Source organism: Streptomyces sp. NPDC127097 (genome assembly GCF_042724075.1).
GTDB lineage: Bacteria > Actinomycetota > Actinomycetes > Streptomycetales > Streptomycetaceae > Streptomyces.
The window spans coordinates 1-19,136 of record NZ_JBHXFI010000066.1; the positions used below are offsets into that span (position 1 = coordinate 1).

General features: G+C 73.3%; 17 protein-coding genes. 6 read left to right on the forward strand and 11 right to left on the reverse strand.

The annotated features are described in order from the left end of the window. Window positions 1-140 precede the first annotated feature (140 nt). The 6 genes from ACFWJW_RS32690 to ACFWJW_RS32715 all read right to left on the reverse strand — a co-directional run bounded on the left by ACFWJW_RS32690 (window position 141) and on the right by ACFWJW_RS32715 (window position 5,945). Window positions 141-1,583, reverse strand: coding sequence for a hypothetical protein (locus ACFWJW_RS32690; protein WP_387247947.1), 1,443 nt, complete (start codon window positions 1,581-1,583; stop codon window positions 141-143). Continuing rightward, a complete protein-coding gene (locus ACFWJW_RS32695) occupies window positions 1,583-2,782 on the reverse strand; it encodes a hypothetical protein (protein ID WP_387247998.1) in 1,200 nt (399 codons plus the stop codon). The genes ACFWJW_RS32690 and ACFWJW_RS32695 overlap by 1 nt, the downstream gene beginning before the upstream one ends. A gap of 62 nt (window positions 2,783-2,844) precedes the next feature. Beyond that, the gene (locus ACFWJW_RS32700) at window positions 2,845-3,837 is read right to left on the reverse strand and encodes a hypothetical protein (protein WP_387247949.1); all 993 of its coding nucleotides are present in this window, start codon (window positions 3,835-3,837) and stop codon (window positions 2,845-2,847) included. 105 nt (window positions 3,838-3,942) lie between these two features. Next, window positions 3,943-4,656 (reverse strand): LPXTG cell wall anchor domain-containing protein, encoded by a 714-nt coding sequence (locus ACFWJW_RS32705; protein ID WP_387247951.1) that lies wholly within the window; start codon window positions 4,654-4,656, stop codon window positions 3,943-3,945. 249 nt (window positions 4,657-4,905) lie between these two features. Continuing rightward, window positions 4,906-5,406, reverse strand: coding sequence for an ATP-binding protein (locus ACFWJW_RS32710; protein ID WP_386691992.1), 501 nt, complete (start codon window positions 5,404-5,406; stop codon window positions 4,906-4,908). Between the two features lie 170 nt (window positions 5,407-5,576). Next, window positions 5,577-5,945, reverse strand: a complete 369-nt coding sequence (locus ACFWJW_RS32715) for an STAS domain-containing protein (protein WP_018093152.1) — start codon at window positions 5,943-5,945, stop codon at window positions 5,577-5,579. Between the two features lie 260 nt (window positions 5,946-6,205). On the opposite strand from ACFWJW_RS32715, the gene ACFWJW_RS32720 reads away from it, so the two are divergent. After that, window positions 6,206-7,144 (forward strand): RNA polymerase sigma factor SigF, encoded by a 939-nt coding sequence (locus ACFWJW_RS32720; protein ID WP_387248000.1) that lies wholly within the window; start codon window positions 6,206-6,208, stop codon window positions 7,142-7,144. Window positions 7,145-7,309: 165 nt separating this feature from the next. On the opposite strand, the gene hutI is transcribed toward ACFWJW_RS32720, so the two are convergent. From hutI to hutU, 4 genes are read right to left on the reverse strand one after another with little or no spacing between them, the layout of a single operon-like run. Then, a complete protein-coding gene (gene hutI, locus ACFWJW_RS32725) occupies window positions 7,310-8,491 on the reverse strand; it encodes an imidazolonepropionase (protein ID WP_387247953.1) in 1,182 nt (393 codons plus the stop codon). Between the two features lie 17 nt (window positions 8,492-8,508). Next, entirely contained in the window at window positions 8,509-9,864 is a 1,356-nt protein-coding gene (locus ACFWJW_RS32730; RefSeq protein ID WP_387247955.1) for a formimidoylglutamate deiminase, read from the reverse strand. Next, entirely contained in the window at window positions 9,855-11,072 is a 1,218-nt protein-coding gene (locus tag ACFWJW_RS32735) for an allantoate amidohydrolase (protein ID WP_387248002.1), read from the reverse strand. Before ACFWJW_RS32735 ends, ACFWJW_RS32730 begins: the two co-directional genes overlap by 10 nt. 17 nt (window positions 11,073-11,089) lie before the next feature. After that, a complete protein-coding gene (gene hutU, locus ACFWJW_RS32740; RefSeq protein ID WP_387247957.1) occupies window positions 11,090-12,760 on the reverse strand; it encodes a urocanate hydratase in 1,671 nt (556 codons plus the stop codon). 218 nt (window positions 12,761-12,978) lie between these two features. Here hutU and ACFWJW_RS32745 point away from each other — a divergent pair, with 218 nt between their 5' ends. From ACFWJW_RS32745 to ACFWJW_RS32765, 5 genes are all read left to right on the forward strand, one after another. After that, on the forward strand, window positions 12,979-13,485 hold the full coding sequence (locus ACFWJW_RS32745; RefSeq protein WP_387247959.1) for a hypothetical protein: 507 nt from the start codon (window positions 12,979-12,981) through the stop codon (window positions 13,483-13,485). Next, window positions 13,482-13,868, forward strand: a complete 387-nt coding sequence (locus ACFWJW_RS32750) for a transcriptional regulator (RefSeq protein WP_387247961.1) — start codon at window positions 13,482-13,484, stop codon at window positions 13,866-13,868. The genes ACFWJW_RS32745 and ACFWJW_RS32750 overlap by 4 nt, the downstream gene beginning before the upstream one ends. Further along, window positions 13,865-14,854, forward strand: a complete 990-nt coding sequence (locus ACFWJW_RS32755) for an ABC transporter ATP-binding protein (protein WP_387247963.1) — start codon at window positions 13,865-13,867, stop codon at window positions 14,852-14,854. Before ACFWJW_RS32750 ends, ACFWJW_RS32755 begins: the two co-directional genes overlap by 4 nt. Before the next feature lie 155 nt (window positions 14,855-15,009). Beyond that, window positions 15,010-15,894, forward strand: a complete 885-nt coding sequence (locus tag ACFWJW_RS32760) for an ABC transporter permease (protein ID WP_387247965.1) — start codon at window positions 15,010-15,012, stop codon at window positions 15,892-15,894. 462 nt (window positions 15,895-16,356) lie between these two features. Next, window positions 16,357-17,691, forward strand: coding sequence for a diaminopimelate decarboxylase (locus tag ACFWJW_RS32765; protein WP_387247967.1), 1,335 nt, complete (start codon window positions 16,357-16,359; stop codon window positions 17,689-17,691). Window positions 17,692-17,974: 283 nt separating this feature from the next. On the opposite strand, the gene ACFWJW_RS32770 is transcribed toward ACFWJW_RS32765, so the two are convergent. Further along, window positions 17,975-18,976 carry a MurR/RpiR family transcriptional regulator gene (locus ACFWJW_RS32770; RefSeq protein ID WP_387247969.1) on the reverse strand — a complete coding sequence of 334 codons (1,002 nt, stop codon included), beginning with the start codon at window positions 18,974-18,976 and terminating at the stop codon, window positions 17,975-17,977. Window positions 18,977-19,136: the final 160 nt, after the last annotated feature.

Sequence of the window (19,136 nt, forward strand, 5' to 3'; positions counted from 1 at the left end):
CTGGGTATGTTGCGCGGGCTGATTGGGTTTTTTGTTATTGCGGGGGGTCTACTCGGGGGGCGGGCGGGCCCCTTACCTGGTTGGGGGGCTCCCCCCCCCGTGTGGGCCGCCCCCTTCGTGCGTGCCGTGGACGGACCGCGTCAGCGGACCCGTTCCCGGCGCCGCGGCAGGAACGTGAACACCGCGCCGCCCAGCAGGATGACGGTGCCGGCGACGAGGCCGAGCGCGGTGAGCGCGCCGTGGTCGCCCGCACCGGTCTCGGCGAGGCCGCCGCTGCCGCCGCCCGAGACGCCGGCCGGTCCGGCGCTGCCGCCGGAGGCCGCCGCGCCGCCGGCGGCACCGCCCGCCGAGCCGCCGGACGTACCGCCCGGCTGCGCCGAGGTGTCCAGGGCGAGCGAGACGCCCGGGTCCTTCTCCGGGGTGCAGGTGGTCGTCGTCCCGAGGGCGTTGACGGTGAGCACGCCCGGGGTGAGCGTGGCCTTGCCGGTGGCCCCCGGCTTGTAGGTGCCCTTCAGATCAGGGATCTCGATCGGCTGGCCCGATTTGATGGGCCCGGCGTTCGTCGGGCCCTCGACCTTCACCGACCCCTTGTCCGCGCCGCCGACCTTGACGGCCATCGACGGCTTGACCGAGCCCTTGGGGATGTCCGCCGGGCTGTCCATGACGGACTTGCTGAACTTGACCGTCAGGTCGTAACCGCCGCCCTTCTTCACGGCGTTGATCCGGACCGGTGAGGTCGCCTTCTTGTCCCCGATCGGCGTCTTGCAGGCGTAGGGGACCTCGACCTCCTTGCCCTGGTACGCGGTGCCGTCGGGGTCGCCGCCGGTGCCGCCGGAGCCGCCGGAGGCCGAGCCGCCGGACGCGCCGGAGGACGTACCGCCGTCGGTGCCGCCCCCGGAGGACGTACCGGCCGAACCGCCGCCCGTGGTGGTGCCGCCCGTCGTCCCGGTCGTGCTGCCGCCGGTGGTGCCGGAGGTGGTCCCCGACGTGGTCCCGGACGTGCTGCCGCCGGTCGTACCGCCGGAACCGCCCCCGCCGTCGGTCACCTTGATGGTGACCGCGGGCCGCACCGTCTCCTTCGGCGAGCACTTGGTGTCCGTCGAGATCGGCTGGTTGACGTTGATGTTGTAGAAGCCGGGCGCCAGGGTGACCTCACCCGGCTTCGTCAGCTTGAGCTTGCCCTTCATGTCGGACAGCTTCATCGCGCCGCCCTTGGGGATCGGCGGATTCTCCCGTGGTCCCTGCATCGCCAGGTCGCCGGTCTGGGCGCCGGCCACCTTGACCGTGCCGGTCGGCTGGACCGTGTTCTCTCCCAGATCGAGGATGTCGGGGTTCTTGGAGGCCCCTTCGACGGTCTTCCAGACCACCTCGATCTCCTCGCCGACCTTCGCCGTCGCCGGCGCGCTGACCGCCACCTTCGTGGTGCCCTGGATCGGCGGCAGCCCGGATATCGGCGGCGGCAGACACTCCGTCTTGTACGACACCTCCGCGGCCTGGGCGGTGCCGGCCGCGGTCATGATGCCCGCACCCGCGAGCATCAGCGCGGCCGTCGCGGCCACCGCGGCTCTCCTCCGTTGCCTCATCACGCAGAACCCTTCGACGTCGGTCGTTCGGTTGATGTGGTGGTGGACGGTGCGGTGTCCGGGGTGAACCACGGCAGCGCGGCGGAGTCGTCCGGCGTACCGGTGCCGTCTCCGGCGCGCTCCCGCGCGGTTCGGTTCCTGATGCGTTGTCCGGTGCCGGCCGCGCCGGGCGGCCGGCCGGCGGCGTGGGTGCGGCCGGCCGGCCGCGTCCGGCCCGCGGAGCGCCCGCGGTCCCGGCCCGGCAGGTGCGGGCGGACCCGGTCCACGACGGCCATCCCGATGCGGAACACCGCCGTCGGGACCACCACGCAGAGCAGCACCCAGAACAGCGTCACGCCCCAGGGCCTGCCGACCCCCCAGGGCTGCTCGACCAGGACCTTGCCGCCGTATTTGAGGGAGACCAGATAGTCCCCGTGCGCGCCGGCCGGCAGCTCGACCGGCAGCCGGACCTCGGCCTTCTTCCCGGCGGGCACGGTCCCCCGCCACTGCTGCTCCGCCCACTGGGGCGCGAAAACGCCGTGGGAGGTGCCGACCTGGAAGACCGGGTCCTTGGCCGGCGCGGAGCCGAGATTGCCGACGGTGACCCGCAATTCGCGCTGCGCCGGGGCGCCGAACCAGGTCAGCAGGTTGCTGCTGCCCGTCAGCCGGGGCTGGGCGACGACCGCCAGCCGGCCGCCGGTGCGCTGCTCGGGCAGCGGCGCCACGGGGTGGCCCGCCACCTTGAACGGCGCCTGCGCGTCGGCCGCCGCACCGGTCACGGTCGCCACATGCACCACACAGGGGCAGGGTTTGGGCGGCTCGGCGACCGGCAGCTTCCGGCGGAACGCGCCGTGCGTATCGGTGGTGACGGCCCGCCCGTCGCCGTTGGCACAGGCGTTGGTGCCGCCGATCATGTTCTGTCCGCAGATCAGCAGCGTGAGCAGCGCCTTGGGCCGCCAGCCGCGGCCGGTGACGGTGACGCTGCCGCCCTTGCCCGCCTCCTTGGCGGAGAGCCGGACGGTGGGTTTGCCGTCGGCGGCGGTGGCGTACGGGGCGGAGGCGTACGGGGTGTGGGCGGCGGCGTACGGAGCGGCCTGCGCTGCCGCGGCCGGCGGCAGGGGCAGGGCGGGCGCGAGGGCCAGAGACAGCAGCAGCGCGGCCGCGGCCCGCCGTCTCCCCCGTCGTACGGCGCGCTCCGCCGCGCGCGCCGCCCGGAGCACCCCCGCACCGGCCCCACCGCTGTCCGTCGGCCTGCCCGACCTGCCCGTACCCGTCTCGCCGTTCACCCGCGCGCTCCTGATCCGGTACTCGCCAACTCCGCTGCCGGGTCCGCCGCTTCCCCTTCGGACGGCCGCGCCGCGCCGGCCGCGCCGCGCACGGGTCCGCCGCCCCGTCCGCCGCCCGTCCCCTTGGCCCGGCGCCGACGGCGGACGACCACCAGGCCGCCCGCGCCCGCCAGGAGGAAGACCGGCCCGGCGACGACGCCCCAAGGGAGCGCGGTGTACGCGGCGGTGGCGGACCCGTGCGCCCCGCCGCCCGCGGTCACCGTGAGCCGCACCCGCACCGCGTCCAGACCGGGCGGATCTGCCCAGGTCTCCGTCAGATCGGCGCTCTGCCCGGGGGCCAGCCGGTCCGGCAGGGTCCGGGCGGCCCGCCGCAGCACCGGGCCGAAGAGCCCGTCGGCACGCACCGCGACCCGCGGGGTCAGCACCGTGTTGCCCCGGTTGACCAGCGTGTACCGGATGACCGCCGCCCCGCCCCGGCCGCGCACCGACACGTTCTCCACGGTCAGCGCGGCCAGCACCGGCCCGGTCACCCGCAGATGCACCGGTACGGCGTCCCGCCGGGCCGGGCCGCGCCCCGTGCCGCCCGTGGTGGCGACCAGTTCGGCGGAGTGGTCACCGGGGGCCGCGTCCGGCGGCACGGTCACCGTGAACGGGACGGTCGCCCGGGTGCGCGGCGGGACCGTCACCTCCTTGGCGGCGAACGCGAGCCATCCGCCGGAGCCGCGCAGCCGTACCGTGACGGCCCGGCCACCGGGGTTGCGCAGGGACAGCCGGTCGTTCATGACGGTGCCCGGCGCGCCCGCCAGGTAGAAGTACGGGCGGTCCCGGTCGCTCGGTGCGGTGCCGTCGGCGGGCGCGGGCGCGGCGGACCAGCCCGGGGGCGCCCCCGGTGCGGCGGCCGGCCGGGCCGCGGCCGCGGCGGGGCACAGCAGCACGGCGGCGGTCGCGAGGAACGCACCGCTGACCGCTGTGCGGGTACGGAACGGCATCGGCGGCTCCTGGTGCGAGGGGGTGCCTCCCCGTGCCGGCCGGGGAAGCGGGGCGTACGGGGAACGGCGGGGCACCGCGCGGGTCCTGGCCGCCCGCGCGGCGGGTCACACCCGCTGGTGACGGCGGGTCAGCCAGAGCGCACCGGCCGCACCGGCCAGCAGCACCGTGCCGCCGAGGGTGCCCAGCGCGACGGCGGAGTCCGCGGGTCCGGTCTGCGGCAGCTGCCCGCCGGCGGAGCCGCCGCCCGTGGCGGAACCGCCGGTGCTCCCGGAGGCGCCGCCGGACCCCTTCACGTCCAGGGTCAGCGCGGGCCCGGGGTGATTGCTGGGCGTACAGGTCGTGGTGGTGCCCAGCGCCTTGATGGTGAGGGTGGACGCCGTGAAGGTGACCTTGCCGCTGCCCTTGGGCGTATAGGTGCCGCTCAAGTCACTGATCTTGATGGGGGTGTTGGCCGGAATGGCCTGGTCGTTCGGCGGCCCGGCGACCGGCACCGTACCGCTCTCCGCGCCGCCCAGCTGGATCAGCGCGGTCGGCTTCATGGCGCCCTTGCCGAGCTCGACCGGGCTGGAGGAGACGCCCTTCTGGAAGGACATGACGAGCTTGTACGCGCCACCGCTCGCGGTGCTCTTGATGTCGATCGGCGAGACCGCGCCCTTGTTGCCGATCGGTGTTCTGCACTGGTAGTTGACGTCGACGACCTGGGCATGGGCGGCCGGTGCGGTGAGCATCACCGCGGACCCCGCCGCCATCGCCACGGCCACGGCGAGACCGGCCGCCCGGCTCGGGCGCCTGCCGTGCTGTTCGTAGAAGCGGGCCACCTCGGTTCCCCTTCTCCCGTGAGCGCACCGCCGGATGTTACTGACGGCACATCAGATTGGCCGCTCAAGGTACGCCGGGGACCTTGCCGAGGGAAGGCAATGCGCAGCCCCGATCGCCCCGGGCCCGGGGCAGCGGGAGAATCCGGCCGGGAGCGCGGCGCCCCGGAGGCGCCGAACGGAATGTTCCGCACACGACGAAGCGCGGGCCCTTGGGCCCGCGCTCAACTCTTCTCCGGCGAAGCCGCCCCTTCAGGACGGCGCGGCGAGCTCCGCCCATACGGTCTTGCCCGCACCGTCGGGGTGGCGCACCACGCCCCAGTCCAGACACAGCCGCTGCACGATGAACATGCCGTGACCACCGGGACGGCCCGGACGGTGCGGGCTGCGCGGTGCCGGCTGGCCCGCGCCGAGGTCGCTGACCTCCAGGCGCAGCACTTTGCCGGTGCAGCGCAGCCGCAGCTCCTCGGGCCCCTCGGCGTGCAGACAGGCGTTGGTGACCAGCTCCGAGACGACGAGCAGCACATCCTCCGCCGCGGCCCGCCGGTCCGCACCGGCCGCCGGCAGCCAGCCCCAGTCGTGCAGCGCCTGCCGGGCGAAGTCACGGCCACGCGCCACGGCCCCGCGGGCGCCCGCCAGGCGCAGCCGACGGATCTGGCCCGCCGGGAGGGCTGCTGCCGGGGCGGCGGAAGCGCCGGCGCCGCCCGGCTCCGGGCCGAGATCGCCCGGCGGGTACGGCCGGGTGGTGCTCATCAGCGCTTCACCTCACCGATTCGCCTGTTCACGGAAAACAGATACTGACTGATTCAAGGATTCAGATGTCTCCTGCCCGACCGGGCCGTGAGAACACCCACTTCTTGGGTACGGAAGTTGTGACACGTACTACGTGCCCGGAATGCAACCTTCCGGGCTTCGCTGTCACGTCAGTCGGCCAGCGCCGCGTCGAGCGAGTCGTGCACCGTGAAGACCGCCTCCGCGCCCGTGATCTCGAAGACCCGGGCCACCACCGGCTGCATCCCCGCCAAATGCACCCCGCCCCCCTCGGCCTCCGCCTTCAGGCGCGCGCCGAGCAGCACATTGAGACCGGTGGAGTCCATGAACTCAAGGGGTGAGCAGTCCACCACCAGGCGTGCATAGCCGTCGTCCACGCAGCCTTCCAGTGACTCACGCAACAGATCAGCCGTATGGTGATCCAGCTCACCGGAGACCGTCACCACCGCGCTGGCGCCGTGATGGCGGATCTCGACGTGAAGCCGGCCCCGGCTTGCACTGCCGACCGTCCCGCGGTCCATGCGCGCGCACCCCTCTTGCTGTCTAGACGACTGTTTGCTTACCGACTGCGCTCGTCGAACCCTACGCCTTCCTGACGCCTCTCGGTAGCTGAACAATCCGCATATTGCTCAATATACGGACAACACGCACTTGCCATCTTCAGCCAAAGCCAGGTAGGCGTAGAAGCACACATTCGAAACGGCCGGCTTTGGAGGCGCCGCACACCGCAGCTTCGCGTAGAGGCATCGGCAGCCATATGCCGAGAACGATGGAGGAGACCATGTCACCCCGGCTCGACGAATTGCGCACCGACGACACCCGGCAGCCCGCATCGTCGACACCCCCGTCCGACCCGACCGGGCATATCCCTTCCCAGTCGCTGCCCGCCGAATCAGATCTGGCGGCACTGACCGAGATCGACGATCTGCCCGAGATCCCGCCGTTCGACGAGGTGGGCCCGGTGGACGCGAGGGCTCTGTCCAAGACCCTCTTCGAGCGACTCGAAACGCTCGAGGAAGGGACCCACGAATTCGCGTACGTCCGCAACACCCTGGTCGAGCTCAACCTCGCGCTGGTGAAGTTCGCGGCCTCCCGGTTCCGCTCCCGCAGCGAGCCCATGGAGGACATCGTCCAGGTCGGCACGATCGGCCTGATCAAGGCGATCGACCGCTTCGAACTCAGCCGTGGCGTCGAGTTCCCGACGTTCGCGATGCCGACCATCGTCGGCGAGATCAAGCGCTTCTTCCGCGACACCAGCTGGTCGGTGCGGGTACCGAGGCGGCTTCAGGAACTGCGTCTGGACCTCGCCAAGGCCGGCGATGAACTCGCGCAGAAGCTGGACCGCGCCCCCACGGTGCACGAACTCGCCGCGCGGCTCGACATCAGCCGTGACGAGGTCGTCGAGGGGATGGCCGCGAGCAACGCGTACACCGCGAGCTCGCTGGACGCCCAGCCCGAGGAGGACGACAGCGAAGGCGCGCTGGCGGACCGCATCGGCTACGAGGACCACGGGCTCGAGGGCATCGAGTACGTGGAGTCCCTCAAGCCGCTGATCGCCGAACTCCCGTCGCGTGACCGCAAGATCCTCTCGCTGCGCTTCGTCGCCAACATGACGCAGTCCGAGATCGGCGAGGAGCTGGGCATCTCCCAGATGCACGTCTCCCGTCTGCTCTCCCGCACCCTCGTCCGGCTCCGCAAGGGGCTGATGATCGACGAGTGAGGGACCCGCGGTCCCTGCCGGCCACCACGGCCGGCAGCCGCCCGCGCGAAGGAGGGCCTGCCCCGGGGTACTCGGGACGGGCCCTCCTTCGCTGTGTACGGGCGGCTGGGTGCCGCGGTCCGCGCGGCGTACGACCGGCGCGCGCGGACCGTCCGTTGACCGCTGTCAGACGCGGACTCCCTTGTGCCACACGGCCGATACGAGCGGGACGCCCGGCCGGTAGGCGAGGTGGACGTGCGAGGGCGCGTCCAGGAGGGCGAGGTCGGCGCGGGCGCCGGGGGCGATCCGGCCGACGTCCGTGCGGCGCAGTGCGCGGGCGCCGCCCGCGGTCGCCGCCCACACGGCCTCGTCGGGGGTCATGCCCATGTCGCGGACGGCCAGCGCGATGCAGAACGGCATCGAACTCGTGAAGGACGAGCCGGGGTTGCAGTCCGTGGACAGGGCGACGGTGGCGCCGGCGTCGAGCAGCGGACGGGCGTCGGGCCACTGGGCGCGGGTGGAGAACTCGGCGCCCGGCAGCAGCGTGGCGACGGTGTCGGACTGCGCGAGGGCGTCGATGTCGGCCGCGCTGAGGTGGGTGCAGTGGTCGGCGGAGGCGGCGCCGAGTTCCACGGCGAGCTGGACGCCGGGCCCGTGGCCGAGCTGGTTGGCGTGCACCCGCGGCACCAGGCCCCTGGCCTGTCCCGCGGTGAGGACGGCGCGGGCCTGGTCGCCGTCGAAGGCGCCCATCTCGCAGAAGACGTCGACCCAGCGGGCGTGCGGGGCGCAGGCGTCCAGCATCGGGCCGGTGACCAGGTCGACATAGCCGGCCGGGTCGTCGGCGTAGTCGGGCGGGACGATGTGCGCGCCGAGGAAGGTGACCTCGTCGGTGTGCTCGGCGGCGATGCGCAGCGCGCGGGCCTCGTCGTCGACGGTGAGCCCGTAGCCGGACTTGGTCTCCTGGGTGGTGGTGCCCTGGCGGAGCGCCTCGGCGAGGTAGCGGGCGACGTTCGCGTGCAGGGCCTCGTCGGTGGCGGCGCGGGTGGCGGCGACGGTGGTGCGGATGCCGCCGGCGGAGTAAGGGCGGCCGGACATCCGGGCGTTGAACTCCGCGGTACGGTCACCGGCGAAGACCAGGTGGGAGTGGGAGTCGACAAAACCGGGGATGGCTGCCCGGCCGCCGGCGTCGACGGCGTTGTCAGTGGCGGGTGCTTTGCTGGAGGGACCGACCCAGGCGATGCGGTCGCCGTCGATGACGACCGCCGCGTCCTGGATCAGACCGAGGGGGCCTTCGCCGAGGGAGGGGTCGTTGGTGACGAGCTGGGCGATGTGGGTGATGGCGGTGGTGGGCGCGGAGGTCGTCGTCATCGCGGGGGTGTTCTCCTTCAGCCGCGTACGGCGGCGATGGATGCTGCGAGGGCGGTGGGTACGTCGGGGACAAGAGTGTGCACACCGTCCCGGACGATCTGCCGCCCGCCGACGATGGTGTGTCGTACGTCCGCCGCGGAGGCGGCGAATACCGCCGTTTCGGCGGCCAGCCGGGGCGGTGGCCCGGCGGTGCGTACGGAGTCCAGTGCGATCGTGGTGAGGTCGGCGAGCGACCCGGTTTCGAGGGTTCCGGCGTCGTCCCAGCCCAGGGCGGCGTGACCGTCGGCGGTCGCGGCGCGCAGCAGGGCGGCGGCCGTCCAGTGCCCGCGGGTGTGGGTGCGCAGCCGTTCGTCGAGCTCCATGGCGCGGGCCTCTTCGAGCAGGTCGATGACGGCGTGGCTGTCGCTGCCGAGGGAGAGCGGGCTGCCGCGGCCCTGGAGCCGGGTGGCCGGGCCGATGCCGTCGGCGAGGTCGCGTTCGGTGGTGGGGCACATGCACACGCCCGTGTGGGAGCCGCCGAGGAGCGCGATGTCCTCATCGGTGAGGTGGGTGGCGTGCACGGCGGTGGTGCGGGGGCCCAGCGCGCCGTGGTCGGCGAGCAGTTGGGTGGGGGTGACGCCGTGGGCGTCGCGGCAGGCGTCGTTCTCGGCGGTCTGCTCCGAGAGGTGGACGTGCAGGGGGGCCTGCCGTTCGCGGGCCCAGTCCGCGACGGTGCCGAGCTGCCCGGCGGGGACGGCGCGCACGGAGTGGATGGCGGCGCCGATGCGGGCGTGCGGGCGCTCCTTGAGTGCCTCTGCGCGCTGGGCCCAGCGGTCGGCGGTGCCGTCGGAGAAGCGCAGCTGGTGGTGGTTGGGCGCGGCGCCGAAGCCGGCCGAGACATAGGCGGTGTCGAGCAGGGTGATGCGGATGCCGGCCTCGGCCGCGGCGGCGAGCAGCGCCTCGCCCATGGCGTTGGGGTCGCTGTAGCGGGTGCCGCCGGGCGCGTGGTGCAGATAGTGGAATTCGCCGACGCAGGTGATGCCGGCCAGCGCCATCTCGGCGTAGGCGGCGCGGGCGAGGGTGAAATAGGTGTCGGGGGTCAGCCGGTCGGCGACGCTGTACATGGTCTCGCGCCAGGTCCAGAAGGTGCCGGTGCCGACCTGGACGGCCCCGCGCAGGGCGCGGTGGAAGGCGTGCGAGTGGGCGTTGGCGAGACCGGGGAGGGTCAGGCCGCGCAGCGCGGTGGCGCCGGGCGGCGGGGTGTCCGCCCCGGTACGGACGGCGGTGATCCGCCCGTCCGCGGTGTCCACGGCCACGCCCGGCTCGACGTGGGTGCCGAGCCAGGCGTGTTCGAGCCAGTACGTCGTCGGTGTTGCCTGCGGCGTCAGTGGCACGCCAGCCCCTCCAGTACGTCGGCGAGTGCGGTGACCCCGGCGACGCAGTCGTCCTCGTCGGCCGATTCGGCGGGCGAGTGCGAGACCCCGGTGGGGTTGCGGACGAACAGCATCGCGGTGGGGACGGTGCCGGACAAAATACCGGCGTCGTGCCCGGCGCCGGTGCCCAGGACCGGCACGGCCCGCTCCCCCGTCTTGCCGAGGATCGCGCTCAGCTCGTCCCGGAGGGCGTGCTGGAACTCCACGACGGGGGTGAAGGATTCCCGGACGACGGTCAGGTCCACCCCGTCGCGGGCGGCGCGCTCGGCGGCGGCCCGCTCGATCCCGGTGATCACGGTGTCGAGGGTGTCCTGGTCGGGGGCGCGGGAGTCGAGCCAGCCGCGGACCAGCGAGGGGATGGCGTTGACGCCGTTCGGCTCCACGCTGATCTTCCCGAAGGTGGCCAGCGCCCCGGCCAGCCGGGCCTGTTCGCGGGCGGCGAGCACGGTCGCGGCATAGCTGAGCATCGGGTCCCGGCGGTCCTCCAGGCGGGTGGTGCCGGCGTGGTTGGCCTCGCCGTGGAAGTCGAACCGCCAGCGGCCGTGCGGCCAGATGGCGGAGGCGATGCCGACGGGGTCGCCGGTCAGGTCCAGGGCCCGGCCCTGCTCGACGTGGAGTTCGACGAACGCGCCGATCCGGGCGAGCCGTTCGGGGTCCGGACCGATGGCCTCGGGGTCGTATCCGGCGCGCTCCATGGCCTGCGGGAGGGTGATGCCGTCGCCGTCGCGCAGCCGGTGCGCGGCCTCGGGGGTCAGCGCCCCGGCGGCGAGCCGGGAGCCGACGCAGGCCAGGCCGAAGCGGGCGCCTTCCTCGTCACCGAAGTTGACGATCGCCAGCGGCTTGCCGAACTCCGCTCCCCTCCGGCGCAGTTCGTCCAGCGCGGCGAAGGAGGAGACGACACCCAGCGGGCCGTCGAAGGCGCCGCCGTCCGGGACGGAGTCCAGGTGGGAGCCGGTGACGACGGCGTCGCCGGGGGCCACGTCCTGGTAGCCGGTGGCGCCGAGCCAGGCCCACTGGTTGCCGTTGCGGTCCAGTTCGTAGGCGAGCCCACGGGCCTCGGCCTGGGACCGGAACCACGCCCGGCAGTCGGCGTCGGCGCCGGTCCAGGCGTAGCGGCGGTAGCCCCCGGAGGAGGAGTCGCGGCCCAGGGGCCGCAGCTCCTCCCACATCTCGTGGAACGAGGAGGTCACGCGCCCCCGCCTTCGCCCTCGCGCATCGGGATGCGGACGCCGCGCTCGGCGGCCACCTCGTCGGCGCGCTCGTAGCCCGCGTCGACATGCCGGATGACGCCCATGCCGGGGTCGTTGGTGAGCACCCGGCGGATCTTCTCGCCGGCCAGCGGGGTGCCGTCGGCGACGGTGACCTGCCCGGCGTGGATGGAGCGGCCCATGCCGACGCCGCCGCCGTGGTGCAGCGAGACCCAGGAGGCGCCGGAGGCGACGTTGACCATGGCGTTGAGCAGCGGCCAGTCGGCGATCGCGTCCGAGCCGTCCTTCATGGCCTCGGTCTCGCGGTAGGGCGAGGCGACGGAGCCGCAGTCGAGGTGGTCCCGGCCGATGGCCAGCGGGGCGCGCAGGGTGCCGTCGGCGACCATCTCGTTGAAGCGCTCACCGGCCTTGTCACGCTCGCCGTAGCCGAGCCAGCAGATCCGGGCGGGCAGGCCCTGGAAGTGGACCCGCTCACCGGCCATCTTGATCCAGCGGGCCAGCGACTCGTTCTCCGGGAAGAGGTCCAGGATCGCCTTGTCGGTGGCGGCGATGTCACGGGCGTCGCCGGACAGCGCGGCCCAGCGGAACGGGCCCTTGCCCTCGGCGAACAGCGGCCGGATGTAGGCGGGGACGAAGCCGGGGAAGGCGAAGGCCCGCTCGTATCCGGCGAGTTGGGCCTCGCCGCGGATCGAGTTGCCGTAGTCGAAGACCTCGGCGCCGGCGTCCATGAAGCCGACCATGGCCTCGACGTGCCGGGCCATCGACTCGCGCGCCCGCTGGGTGAAGTCGGCGGGCTTCTCGGCGGCGTAGGCGGCCATGTCGTCGAAGTCGATACCGACCGGCAGATAGGCCAGCGGGTCGTGGGCGCTGGTCTGGTCGGTGACGATGTCGATCGGGGCGCCCTCGGCGAGCATCTGCGGCAGCAGTTCGGCGGCGTTGCCGAGCAGACCGATGGAGAGCGGCTTGCGCTGGTCGCGGGCCTCGACGGCGAGTTCGAGGGCGTGCTTGAGGCTGTCCGCCTTCACGTCCAGGTAGCGGTGCTCGATCCGGCGCTCGATCGCGCGCGGGTCGACGTCGATGCAGATCGCGACGCCGTCGTTCATGGTGACGGCGAGCGGCTGGGCGCCGCCCATGCCGCCGAGGCCGGCGGTGAGGGTGATGGTCCCGGCCAGCGTGCCGTGGAACTTCTTGGCGGCGACGGCGGCGAAGGTCTCGTAGGTGCCCTGGAGGATGCCCTGGGTGCCGATGTAGATCCACGAACCGGCGGTCATCTGCCCGTACATGGTCAGGCCGAGGGCCTCCAGACGGCGGAACTCCTCCCAGTTGGCCCAGTCGCCGACGAGGTTGGAGTTGGCGATGAGCACCCGCGGGGCCCATTCGTGCGTCTGCATCACGCCGACCGGCCGGCCGGACTGGACGAGCATCGTCTCGTCCTGCTTGAGCGTGGTGAGCGTGCGCACCATCGCGTCGAAGGAGCGCCAGTCACGTGCGGCCTTGCCGGTGCCGCCGTAGACGACGAGCTTGTCCGGGTGCTCGGCCACCTCCGGATCGAGGTTGTTCTGGAGCATGCGCAGCGCGGCTTCCTGCTGCCATCCCCGAGCACTCAGCTCCGTACCGCGCGGTGCCCGCACGGGTCGCGGTCCCGACATGGGCCCTGCCTCCCTGACGTCGAATGGATTGAGCTATTCACATATTGGGGTCGATGAATAGTGCTAGTCAACAGGGCGCGGTGAGCTTCGCGCGGCGAGCCGCGCGAACCGGCCGGCCCCTCCGCGATTTTTGACTTGCCCACCGGGAAAGTCTGCGCTAACTTTCCCAGTAGGCAAGTAAACGGGGAACGCTCGACCGCCTTGGGGAGGCGATGGCCATGACCACGACCGTGGATGCCGAACAGGCATGGCAGGACCTACAACGCATCCGGGTGCCGCAGGAGCGGGTGTACGACGAGATCGAGAGAACCGCCCAGAGCGACACCGGGGCGACGTACACCACCGCCGCCATCATGTGGACGTTCCTCGCCGTCTCCGGCCTGGATCTGCCCAGGTGGGCGTTCTGGCTGGCACTGACCGCCTATATCGCCGTGCTGGGCACCCTGGCGGTGGTCTACAACCGCCGCACGCGGATGCGGCTGCACCGCTCGCGCCACAGCTGGCGGTCGTTCGCGACCTTCTTCGCGGGCATGGTGGTGACCCTCGTGGCCATCCTGCTCTCCGGCCGTCTGGTCGAGTGGCTGGCGCTGCCGTTCGGCAGCCTCGTCCAGGCCACCCTCTCGGCGGCCACCTTCCTGCTCTTCGTCGGCCCGGCGAACCGCTGGGCGGTCCGCACGCTCCGCGACCGGGCCGGCGGCGTCACCCACCGGAAGGCGGTCCGATGAGCACCCCGAGCGGCTTCGACGAACTGATCCACCCCTCCACCCGGCTGTCCGTGGTGGCGCTGCTCGCCGCCACGGAATGGGCCGACTTTCCCTTCATCCGCGACAGCCTCTCGCTCAGCGACTCCGCGCTCTCCAAGCAGCTGCACACCCTGGAAGAGGCCGGATATCTGGAGATCCGCAAGGAAGGCGGCGGCCGCAAACGCCGCACCAAGGTACGGCTGACGAGCCGCGGCCGGACCGCCTTCGAGGGACATGTGGCCGCGCTCCAGGCCATCGTCGAGGGCGCGGGGCCCGCCGCGGCGGCCGCGAAGGCGCCGGAGGCCGCCGCCCCGACGGCATCAGTCACCCAGCAACGGCAACACCACGCGAAGGCGGGCCGATGACGACGACCGACCACCAGCCCGTAGTCCAGGCCGTGACGGCTCCGGCACCCACGGGCTCCCCCACCCCCCAACCCGTCATCCGGGTGCGCGACATGCGGATGTCGTACGGCGGCGCTCATGTCCTGCACGGCATCGACCTGGACATCCACCGCGGCGAGATCTTCGCGCTGCTCGGCCCCAACGGCGCCGGGAAGACCACCACCGTCGAGATCCTGGAGGGATTCCGGCAGCGCTCCACCGGCGAGGTCGCCGTGCTGGGCACGGACCCGGCGCGCGGCGACGACGCCTGGCGCGCACGGATCGGGCTGGTCCTTCAGTCCTGGCGCGACCACCGCCGCTGGCAGGTCGCCGAGCTGCTGACGCACTTCGCCACGTACTACCCGCGGCCGCGCGACCCGGCCGAACTCCTCGCCCTGGTGGGCCTCACCGAGCACGCCCGCAAGCAGGTTGACCGGCTGTCCGGCGGCCAGCGCCGCCGGCTGGACGTCGCACTCGCCATCGTCGGCCGCCCCGAACTCCTCTTCCTGGACGAGCCGACGACCGGCTTCGACCCCGAGGCCCGGCGCGACTTCCACGATCTGGTCGAACGGCTCGCCCGCGACGAGGGCGTCACGATCCTGCTCACCACCCACGACCTGGCCGAGGCCGAGCGGCTGGCCGACCGCATAGCGATGCTGGTCAACGGCCGGATCCGGGCCCACGGCACCCCGTCGGAACTGGCCTGCAGGGCCGCCGCCCGGGCCGAGGTCCGCTGGACGGCGCCCGACGGTACGGCCCGGCGCGAACGGACCGAGGACCCGTCCCAGCTGGTCTGGGAACTCCACCGGGAGACGGGGGGACCGGTCGCCGACCTGGAGGTCCGGCGACCGACGCTGGAGGACACCTATCTGCACATGGTCCACCGGGACGCCGGGGACGGCGCCGGCACCGGGACCACGGGCGCGAGCGGGGCCATGGCCTCGGACGGGGAGAAGCGAGCCGCATGAGGGGGACCGACATGACAGCCGGGACGGAAACTGCTGGGACGCAAACGGCTGGGACGGAAACGACAGCGTCGACGGACACGACCGAGGGGGCCGGCACCACGCCGACCACGCCCCCGGCGCCGGCGGGCGCCACCGGCCCGGTCCGCCCGACCGCTGTGGCACCCCGGGAAGCCGGCGCTCCGCACCCCCGCCGCCGCTACTGGCGGGCCGGCTTCCTGCGCGGCGGCATCGAGCTGCGCCATCTCCTGCGCAACCCCAAGGAGTTGAGCGGCCATCTGGTCAATGTCGTCGTGGCACTGATGGTCGCCGGCTACATCAGCGACAAGGTGCCCGGCACCCAGATCCCGATGGCCCATCTGACGCTCTCGGGCTTCGCCGCCTATCTGCTGCTCCAGATCGGGCTGGTCAACCTCCCGCAGATCCTGGTGACCGAGCGCGAGGAGGGCGCGCTGCTGCGGCTGCGTGCCACCCCCGGCGGCATACCGGCCTATCTCATCGCCAAGTCACTGCTGGTGGTCGCGATGGCGTTCGGCACGCTGGTCCTGCTGCTGGGAACGGCCGCGCTGTTGGTGGACGGCCCGCTGCCGCACGGGCCGGCAGGCTGGCTGACGCTGCTGTGGGTCAGCGCGCTCGGCCTGCTCGCCGTCGTTCCGCTGGGAGCGGCCATCGGCGCCGTGCTCCCGAACCCCCGTGAAGCCCTTGCCCTGATCATGCTGCCCGTCATGGCACTGCTGATCACCTCCGGGGCGATGTTCCCGCTCGGCTCGCTGCCCTCGGTGGTCCAGAAGATCGCCTCGGTCTTCCCGCTCAAGTGGATGGCGCAGGGCCTGCGCTCGGCGCTCCTGCCGGACGCCGCCCGCGCCGCGGAGCCGGCCGGCTCCTGGGAACTCCCGACCGTGGCCCTGATACTCACCGCCTGGGCCGTCCTCGGCTTCCTCCTCGCCATACCCCTCCTCCGCCGCGCCGCCCGCCGCGAATCCGGCTCCCGCCTCGCCGAACGCCACCGCAAGGCGTCGCTGAGCGGGGGACGGGGGGTCTGAGGACGGGCGGGGGCAAGGGGGCCGGGCGGGGCGGGGCGGCCTGGGCGGCGCGGGACCGTCTGCTCTGGGACCGCCTGCTCAGGTTCCGTCTGCGCGGGGACCGTCTGCACAGGGGACAGACGGTCCCGCGGCGGCCGGGCCGGTCGATCCGGGGAGGGATGGGCGGCCGGAGGCACGCTCGATCCGGAGAGGAACGGCCGGGGGCACGCTCGATCCGGCGGCACTCCGCGCGCCCGCTCTGGCCCGACGCCGGCGCCGGAGCGGGCCCCGGGAAGTCTCGGGAGCGGGCCCGGGAAGCCTCGGGAGCGGGCCCCGGGAAGCCTCGGGAGCGGGCCCCGGGAAGCCTCGGGAGCGGGCCCCGGGAAGCCTCGGGAGCGGTCTGACCAGCGTCTTCTCCCCCGCCCCTGCCATGCTCCCGGTGTGCGTTGGCGTCGTACCCCCAGCCGATGATGGAGTTGTGTCATGACGTTCACGGACCGAGACCGAGCCGTAGAGGCAGCCGTCGCGCGGGGGCTGGTGGGGGCCGAGGAGCCCGTGGTCGGGCTGCTGGACATCGCCGGGATCCGGCGTTCGGTGGGTGAACTCCGCGCCGCGTTCGAGGAGTTCACCGCTCCGGGCACCCCGATCCTGCACGCCTTCGCGGTGAAGGCCGCCTCGCTCGTGCCCGTACTGAAGCTGCTCGCGCAGGAGGGGCTCGGCTGCGAGGTGGCCAGCCCCGGTGAGCTGGCGCTGGCCCGTGCCGCCGGGGTGCCGGTCGCGCGGACCGTCCTGGACTCGCCCGCCAAGACCTTCGCCGAGCTGCGGGAGGCGCTGGCCCTCGGGATCGCCGTCAACGCCGACAACCCCGAGGAACTGGCGCGGATCGACGCGCTGATGGCCTCCGCGCCGAGCTCCGCGCCGATCGGCCTACGGGTCAATCCGCAGATCGGCGGCGGCACCATCGGGGCGATGAGCACCGCCACCGACACCTCCAAGTTCGGTGTCGCGCTGCGCGACGAGGGCGCCCGCGAGTGGGTCGTCAACGCCTTCCTCGCCCGCCCGTGGCTGACCCGGCTGCACGCCCATGTCGGCTCGCAGGGCATGCCGCTGGAGCTGATGGCGGCGGGCGTACGGGCGCTGTTCCTGCTGGCCGAGGAGATCAACGAGAAGGCCGGCCGGCGCCAGATCGACACCCTCGACATCGGCGGCGGACTGCCGGTGAATTTCTCCTCGGACGCCCAGAGCCCGACCTACCACGAGTACGCCGCGCTGCTCCACGCGGCCGTGCCCGGGCTGCTGTCCGGACGCTACGGCCTCGTCACCGAGTTCGGCCGCTCACTGCTCGCCAAGCACGGCACGGTCCTCGCCCGCGTCGAGTACGCGAAGTCGGCCGGCGGCCGGCCGATCGCGGTCACCCATGCCGGCGCCCAGGTCGCCACCCGTACGGTCTTCGTCCCCGAGGCATGGCCGATCCGGGTCGCCGGCTACGACGCCGAGGGGCGCCCCAAGACGGGCGCTCCGGTCGGCCAGGACATCGCGGGGCCGTGCTGCTTCGCGGGTGACCTGGTCGCCGAGAACCGGCCGCTCCCCCTCCTGGAGGCCGGCGACCACGCCGCCCTCCTGGACACCGGCGCGTACTACTTCTCCACCCACTTCGCCTACAACTCCCTCCCCCGCCCCGGGATTTACGGCTACGCCCCGGACTCCGACGGCGCCCTCCGCTTCGCGACCATCCGCACCCCGCAGACCCTGGAGGAACTCACCACGGAGAGCGGCTCCGCCCATGCGGCGTCCCTCCACGACCTCGGCCGGCCGTAGCCGAGCCGCCGGCCGGCGGGGACGGGGACGGGGACAGGGACGGAGACCGGGGCGGGCCAAGGCAGCAGTCAGAAACGGCGTCCCAGGCCGGCGTGCCGGAGCGGAGTCCAGGAACGGAATCCGGGAGCGCACCCAGGAGCGAATCCAGGAGCAGCGAGAGCGCCGCACCCCGCGGACGCCACCGGAACGGGTGAGGTCCGCCCCGCCTGCCTCACGTCACTCCACGCGCCGGCCGTTCCGCATGCCGCTGCGCTCCCCTGCCCGGCCCTCGCTTGGCCCCGGCTCACTCCACGAACAGCCCCCGGGCCGCCGCCCGTGCGTCGAACTGTTCCAGGCGGGCCTGGGCGTCGGGCAGGGCGTCGCACATGGCTTCCAGGAGGACGCGGCCCAGGAGCATGGGGGCGCAGGCCGTGTCGAAGGCCAGGCCGGTGCCGACGGGGGCCGGGAGGAGGAGGTCGGTGTGGTGGGCGACGGGGGCGAAGGCGCTGTCGGCGACGGTGACGACGGTCAGACCGGCCGTGCGGGCGTACTCCAGCGCGTCCACGACCTCGCGGGGGTGGCGGGGCAGGGCGAAGCAGAGGAGGGCGCTCGCACCGGCGCGTACGGCGGCGTCGATGCGGTCGGTGAGCATGGTGCCGCCCTCGTCGAGCAGCCGGACGTCGGGGTGGACCTTGCGGGCGAAGTAGCTGAAGCCGGCGGCCTGGGCGGTGGCGGCGCGCAGGCCGAGGACGGGCAGCGGGCGGGAGGCGGCGAAGAGGCGGCCGGCCTCGATCACCGGCGACGGGTCGGCGAGGGCGGCGGCGAGATGGCGGAGGTTGTCGATCTCGGCCTGCACGGCCTGCTGGTACTCGTTGTAGGAGCCGGTGTCGTCGGGCTTGTCCGTGGGGGCGACCTCACGCAGATGGCGGCGGAGCGCCGGGTAGCCGTCGAAGCCGAGGGCGACGGCGAAGCGGGTGACGGACGGCTGGCTGACACCGGCCAGTTCGGCCAGTTCGACGCTGGAGAGGAACGGCGCGTCGGCGGCCCGGCGCACCATGCAGTGGGCGATCCGGCGCTGGGTGGGGGTCAGCCGGTGGCCCTCGAAGAGCTTCTGGAGCCGGGCGGCGGTGCCGGTGTCCATACCCGTGTCCGCACCGGCATTCATGCCGGCGTCCGGCCCCTCGGCGCCCCGCGCGCCCCGCGTCGTACCGGCCAGGTCCCGCGACCCGTCGCCGCCCGCGCCACCCGTCCCACCGGTGCCGCCCGCGCCACCCGCACCGCCGCCGTTGTCCCCGTCCCCGCTCATCGCCTCTTCTTCCCGGCCCGGTCGGGGGCCTTGTCCTGTGTCGACCGACTGTACGGAATTCCTGGCCCGCTCCGGTCCCGGGTACGCCACGCGATCCGGCCGTACGGGGCCGCCCCGGGCGCCGGCGCCCGCCGAGCCGCCGGCCCGCCCCGCCGCACAC

Excerpts from the sequence above, each read along its gene's own strand:
- ACFWJW_RS32690 (WP_387247947.1), bottom strand. The coding sequence starts at position 1,583 with ATGAGGCAACGGAGGAGAGCCGCGGTGGCCGCGACGGCCGCGCTGATG.
- ACFWJW_RS32700 (WP_387247949.1), bottom strand. The coding sequence starts at position 3,837 with ATGCCGTTCCGTACCCGCACAGCGGTCAGCGGTGCGTTCCTCGCGACC.
- ACFWJW_RS32710 (WP_386691992.1), bottom strand. The coding sequence starts at position 5,406 with ATGAGCACCACCCGGCCGTACCCGCCGGGCGATCTCGGCCCGGAGCCG.
- ACFWJW_RS32715 (WP_018093152.1), bottom strand. The coding sequence starts at position 5,945 with ATGGACCGCGGGACGGTCGGCAGTGCAAGCCGGGGCCGGCTTCACGTC.
- ACFWJW_RS32720 (WP_387248000.1), top strand. The coding sequence starts at position 6,206 with ATGTCACCCCGGCTCGACGAATTGCGCACCGACGACACCCGGCAGCCC.
- hutI (WP_387247953.1), bottom strand. The coding sequence starts at position 8,491 with ATGACGACGACCTCCGCGCCCACCACCGCCATCACCCACATCGCCCAG.
- ACFWJW_RS32735 (WP_387248002.1), bottom strand. The coding sequence starts at position 11,072 with ATGTGGGAGGAGCTGCGGCCCCTGGGCCGCGACTCCTCCTCCGGGGGC.
- hutU (WP_387247957.1), bottom strand. The coding sequence starts at position 12,760 with ATGTCGGGACCGCGACCCGTGCGGGCACCGCGCGGTACGGAGCTGAGT.
- ACFWJW_RS32745 (WP_387247959.1), top strand. The coding sequence starts at position 12,979 with ATGACCACGACCGTGGATGCCGAACAGGCATGGCAGGACCTACAACGC.
- ACFWJW_RS32750 (WP_387247961.1), top strand. The coding sequence starts at position 13,482 with ATGAGCACCCCGAGCGGCTTCGACGAACTGATCCACCCCTCCACCCGG.
- ACFWJW_RS32755 (WP_387247963.1), top strand. The coding sequence starts at position 13,865 with ATGACGACGACCGACCACCAGCCCGTAGTCCAGGCCGTGACGGCTCCG.
- ACFWJW_RS32765 (WP_387247967.1), top strand. The coding sequence starts at position 16,357 with ATGACGTTCACGGACCGAGACCGAGCCGTAGAGGCAGCCGTCGCGCGG.
- ACFWJW_RS32770 (WP_387247969.1), bottom strand. The coding sequence starts at position 18,976 with ATGAGCGGGGACGGGGACAACGGCGGCGGTGCGGGTGGCGCGGGCGGC.